Source organism: Salipiger mangrovisoli (genome assembly GCF_015223355.1).
GTDB classification, from domain to species: domain Bacteria; phylum Pseudomonadota; class Alphaproteobacteria; order Rhodobacterales; family Rhodobacteraceae; genus Salipiger; species Salipiger mangrovisoli.
Genome location: NZ_JADFFK010000068.1, coordinates 1 through 4,967, shown reverse-complemented (window position 1 = coordinate 4,967; position 4,967 = coordinate 1). Strand labels below are relative to the sequence as shown.

At 70.7% G+C, this 4,967-nt stretch carries 4 protein-coding genes; all 4 read right to left on the bottom strand.

The genetic code is table 11. The annotated features are described in order from the left end of the window. Positions 1 to 5: 5 nt before the first annotated feature. Positions 6 to 800: a 5-deoxy-glucuronate isomerase gene (gene iolB / locus IQ782_RS29310; RefSeq protein ID WP_194138192.1), complete on the bottom strand. Its 795-nt coding sequence runs from the start codon at positions 798 to 800 to the stop codon at positions 6 to 8. A gap of 37 nt (positions 801 to 837) precedes the next feature. Continuing rightward, the gene (iolE, locus tag IQ782_RS29305) at positions 838 to 1,746 is read right to left on the bottom strand and encodes a myo-inosose-2 dehydratase (protein ID WP_194138191.1); all 909 of its coding nucleotides are present in this window, start codon (positions 1,744 to 1,746) and stop codon (positions 838 to 840) included. Between the two features lie 42 nt (positions 1,747 to 1,788). Continuing rightward, positions 1,789 to 3,615, bottom strand: coding sequence for a 3D-(3,5/4)-trihydroxycyclohexane-1,2-dione acylhydrolase (decyclizing) (gene iolD / locus IQ782_RS29300; RefSeq protein WP_240989673.1), 1,827 nt, complete (start codon positions 3,613 to 3,615; stop codon positions 1,789 to 1,791). A gap of 110 nt (positions 3,616 to 3,725) precedes the next feature. Then, positions 3,726 to 4,967 (bottom strand): PfkB family carbohydrate kinase (locus tag IQ782_RS29295; RefSeq protein ID WP_194138187.1); only part of this gene is annotated, 1,242 nt, incomplete at its 5' end.

The window sequence follows — 4,967 nt, the reverse complement described above, 5'->3', positions numbered from 1 at the left end:
CCGCGTCACATCAGGTGTTCGACCGGTGGCGCGGCGACGAAGCGCCACTTGCGCAGCGGGCCGGCCATGACGTTGAGGTAATACATCTCGAAGCCGTGCGGCGCGCCGCAGGGGTGGTGGCCGCGCGGCACGCAGACGACGTCGTGGTCATGCACCGCCATGGTCTCGTCGAGCAGCCGGTCGTCGGTGTAGACGCGCTGGATGCCGAAGCCACCCGCCGGGTTCAGCCGGTGGTAGTAGGTCTCCTCGAGGTAGGTGATGCGCGGGAAGTCATCCTCGTCGTGGCGGTGGCTCGGGTAGGACGACCAGTTGCCCGCCGGGGTGAACACCTCGGTGACCAGCAGGCTGTCGCAATAGTCCTCGTTTTCCATGGCGATGTTGTTGATGTGCCGCGTGTTCGCCCCCTCGCCGCGCTGCGTCAGGGTGATGCCCTCCGGCCCGATCCGCCGCGCCGCGTGGCCGCCCACGCCCGGCGCCGAGCAGACCGCCAGCGTGCAGTCGGTGGTGGCCTCGGCGCTCCAGTCGCTGCCGTTGGGCAGGTAGAGGCAATGCGGCGGGGTCTTCTCGAAGACGTTCATCCGCGCGCCCAGCTCGCCCCAGTCCGTGCCCGCGCCGGTGAGCCTGGCCTTGCCCTCGACCATCACGAGGATGACCTCGCGATCGCCGGTGGCCTCGCGGACGTTCTCGCCCGCGCGCAGCCGGTAGAGCGAGAAGCCGACGTAGCGCCAGCCGGCGCTTGCCGGGGTGATCTCATGCACCTTGCCGTGGGTGCCGAAGGGATGATGAAGAAGATGGCTCATGTGCCCGATATCCTTGCCCTGTTGCTCCGACGCGCGCTCACGCGCCCTGCGGCTGGATCAGCCCGACCTCGGCCGCCAGCGCCTGCAAGCTCCGCAGCCCGAGGCTCTGGTACTCGAAGGGATTTCGGACCGCGCTGTCCTGTTCGGCCTCGATCACGATCCAGCCCGAGTAGCCCCGCTCCGCTGCCACCTTCAGCACCGGCTCGAAGGCGACGCATCCCTCGGGATCGCCCGGCACGGTGAAGGCGCCGCGGCGCACCCCTTCAAGGAAGCTCAGCCCCTTTTCGCGCACCTCGCGGGCCACCGCGGGCCGCACGTTCTTGCAATGGATGTGGCTGACCCGGTCCATGTAGCTGCGCGCCAGCGCCGCGGGATCGGCGCCGCCGAACCAGGCATGGCCGGTGTCGAGCAGCAATCGCGTGTGCGGCCCCGCCATCTCCATGAAGCGCGCGATCTCCGCCGCGCTCTCGATGATCGTGCCCATGTGGTGGTGATAGCCCATCGCCACGCCCTCCTCGGCGGCGACGCGCGACAGCTCCTCGTAGCCGCGCGAGAAGCGGTCCCACTCGGCATCACTCATCACCGGGCGGTCGTTCACCGCCACCGCGTCGTTGCCGTGCACCGTGTTCGAGCATTCGCAGGCGTTGATGTGATCGCCGCCCGCCGCCTTGGTGAAGGCGATCCAGTCGCGCAGGGCCCGCACCTCATCCTGCAGGTCATTGACCAGCAGGCCCGTCGAGAACCAGCCCGCGGCGAAGCGCAGCTCATACTCGGCCAGCTTGGCCTTCAGCGCGGCGCCCTCCGCGGGCATCTTGTGGCCCTTCTCGATGCCGTCGAAGCCGATCGCCCGACAGTCGCGCAGGCAATCCTCGAGGCTCAGGTGATCGCCGATCGACCAGTCGTCGTCGTTCGACCAGGCGATGGGGTTGGTGCCGAAACGGATCATCTTGCTCTCCCGATCCCTGTCATGTGATGGCGCGCCGCGCGGTCAGTCGAAGACCCGCTGCTGCGCCGCATTGGCCGCGTAGGTCTCGCGCGCCCGCTCGAGCCGCTCCGGCCCGCCGACCTGCGGCACGGCGACGTCCCACCAGTGCCCGCCCGCGCCGGTGCCGGGCACCGCCGTCGTGTCGATGACGATCACCGTGGGAATCTCCCGCCCGCGCGCCTCCACGATCTTCGCCTCCAGCTCGGCAATGTCCGCCGCTTTCTCGGCATGCGCGCCCATCGCGGCGGCATGGGCGACGAAGTCGATCTCGGGCTGAACCTCGACGTTGCTGTCGCGGTACATGTTGTTGAACTCGGCCCCGCCGCATGCGATCTGCAGCCGGTTGATGCAGCCGTAGCCGCGGTTGTCGGTGAGCACGATGGTGAAGGGCACGCGCCGCATCACCGCCGTCGCCAGCTCGGAGTTGGCCATCATGTAGGAGCCGTCCCCGACGAAGCAGATCACCTCCTTCCCGGGCGCGGCGAGCTTGATGCCCAAAGCGCCGGCGACCTCGTAGCCCATGCAGGAATAGCCGTATTCCATGTGATAGCCGCCCTCGGCCGCCTGCCAGAGCACCTGCAGCGCGCCGGGCATGGTGCCCGCGGCGCACATGACGACGGTGTCCTTCGTGGCGACCCGCTGGACGGCCCCGATCACCTGCGCATCGCTGGGCAGCCCCGGGACGTTCGGCGCGGCGGTGACCTGCGCCACGGTCTCGTGCCAGCCCGTCCGCGAGGCGGCATCGTGCCAGCCGAAGCTCTGCGCCCCGAGCCCGGCCCCCAGCTTCTCGAGCACCACCTTGGCATCGCCCACGACCGGCACCGCCCCGTGCTTCTGCGCGTCGTAGCCGGCGAGGTTGACCGACAGCAGCCGCCGCCCCTCGCCCCCGAAGACCGTCCACGAACCGGTGGTGAAATCCTGGAACCGCGTGCCGACCCCGAGGATCAGATCCGCCCGCGCCGCCAGGTCATTGCCGCAGGCAGACCCCGTGACCCCCGGCGAGCCGAAGTTCATCTCGTGCTCCCAGGGCAGCCCGCCCTTGCCCGCCTGGGTCTCCACCACCGGGATACCGTGGCGCGAAGCGAACGCCGCCAGCACCCGCTCGGCGCCCGAGTAGAGCACGCCGCCGCCCGAGACGATCAGCGGGCGCCGCGCCGCCCTGATCATCTCCAGCGCCGCCTCCAGCTCGACCGGGTCCGGCTCGGGCCGGCGGATGCGCCAGACCCTCGGCTCGAAGAACCCCTCGGGATAGTCGAAGGCCTCGGCCTGCACGTCCTGGCAAAACGCCAGGGTCACCGGTCCGCAGGTTGCCGGGTCGGTCATCACCTGCAGCGCCCGCGGCAGGCAGGTCAGCAGGTGCTCGGGCCGGGTGATCCGGTCGAAGTAGCGCGACACCGGGCGGAAGCAGTCGTTGGCCGACACCGTGCCGTCGCCCCAATCCTCGATCTGCTGCAGCACCGGGTCGGGCCGGCGGTTCGCGAAGACGTCGCCGGGGATCAGCAGCAGCGGCAGCCGGTTCACATGCGCCAGCGCCGCGGCGGTCACCATGTTGGTCGCCCCCGGCCCGATCGAGGAGGTCACCGCCTGCGCCCGCCGCCGCCGCCGGGTCTTGGCATAGGCGATGGCGGCATGCGCCATGGTCTGCTCGTTCTGCCCGCGCCAGGTCGGCAGCGCGGCGCCGATGCCATGCAGCGCCTCGCCGATCCCCGCCACGTTGCCATGGCCGAAGATTGCCCAGACCCCCTCGATGAAGCGGTCGCCCTCCTCGGTCATCTGCACCGACAGCCATCTCATCATCGCCTGCGCCGCCGTCAGCCGGATCGTACCCATCGCCATTCCTCCCGTTCGGCCGCCCGCGGCCCGTTCTTCTAGGTCCAAATATCCCGGGGGAGCCGCGCGCCGCGCGGCGGGGGCAGCGCCCCCTCCTGCCTCGCCATCCTTCATGCCGCGGCCTCCCGCGCCCCGGCGCGCGCCGCGTCCCAGACCTTGCAGAGCGTCGCGTAGCGCGCCGCCATCTGCCCGACCGCCTCGCCATCCGAGATCGCGCCGCCCATCCAGGCCCGCGCCGCGTCGCCGAAGATCGTCCGGCCCACCGCAAAGCCCTTCACCAGCGGCTGGCGCGCGGCGCGCGCGAAGCTCTCCGCGAGCTCGGCCTCCGGCGCGTCGAGACCCAGCACCACGATGCCGCGGGTGCGCGGGTCGTTCTCCTCGATCGCCGCCACCGCCCTGGCCCAGGCCGCCTCGGTCCTGAACGGCTCGAGCTTCCACCAGTCGGGGCAGACGCCGAGCGCGTAGAAGCGGCGGATCACCTGCGCGGTGGTCTCGTCGTCCACCGGCGCGACCTTCGAGGGGATCACCTCCAGCAGGAATTCCAGCCCGCTCCGCCGCGCGGCGGTGAAGAGCCGCAGCACCATCTCCTCCTGCGCCGCCCATGTCTCGGCATCGTCCTCGGGGTGGCAGAAGCAGAGGCATTTCACCACCTGGTCGCGCGGCCACTCCTTCAGCCCGCCGATGTCCGGCCCGAGCTCAGGCTCGAGCATCAGCGGCCGCGAGCCCGGCCATTCCACCGGGCGGCCGATCCACAGCCCCGTGCCCTCGGCGCGGTAGAGCGCCTCGCGCCCGAGCCGCCCGTCGCAGAGAATGCCATAGCCGCCCTGCCCCGCCGCCACCTCCTGCGCGGCGCGCAGGCAGAGCTGCTTGAAGGCGCCGATCTTCTCGGGCGTGGCGCCGGCCATCTCCTCCATCTGGCTGCGGTGGTCGAAGGCGAAGACGCGCATGCTCGACCAGTCGCCCTTGCGGTTGGTGGCCCAATGCACCTGCTCGAGCGCCGCGTCGTTGCGCAGGTCCTTTCGCTGGATGCCGCGCTCGAAGAAATACTGCAGCTCCTCCCAGCTCGGGTAGGCCGGGGTGCAGCCGTGGCGCGAGACGGCGAAGGCGCCGCAGGCATTGGCGTATTTCAGCGTCGTCGGCCAGTCCTCGCCATCGAGCCAGCCCTTCAGCAGACCCGACATGAAGCCGTCCCCCGCCCCCAGCACGTTGAACACCTCGATGGGAAAGCCCGGCCCGCTCTGACCCGCGTCGAGGCTGTCCGGGATCGCCCCCTCGAAGGCCACGGCCCCCATCGGCCCGCGCTTGCAGACCAGCGTCGCCCCCGAGACCTTGCGCACGTTGCGCAGCGCCTC

Bases quoted from the DNA above. Each gene is read 5' to 3' on its own strand.
- iolB (WP_194138192.1), bottom strand. From the start codon at position 800: ATGAGCCATCTTCTTCATCATCCCTTCGGCACCCACGGCAAGGTGCAT.
- iolE (WP_194138191.1), bottom strand. From the start codon at position 1,746: ATGATCCGTTTCGGCACCAACCCCATCGCCTGGTCGAACGACGACGAC.
- iolD (WP_240989673.1), bottom strand. From the start codon at position 3,615: ATGGGTACGATCCGGCTGACGGCGGCGCAGGCGATGATGAGATGGCTG.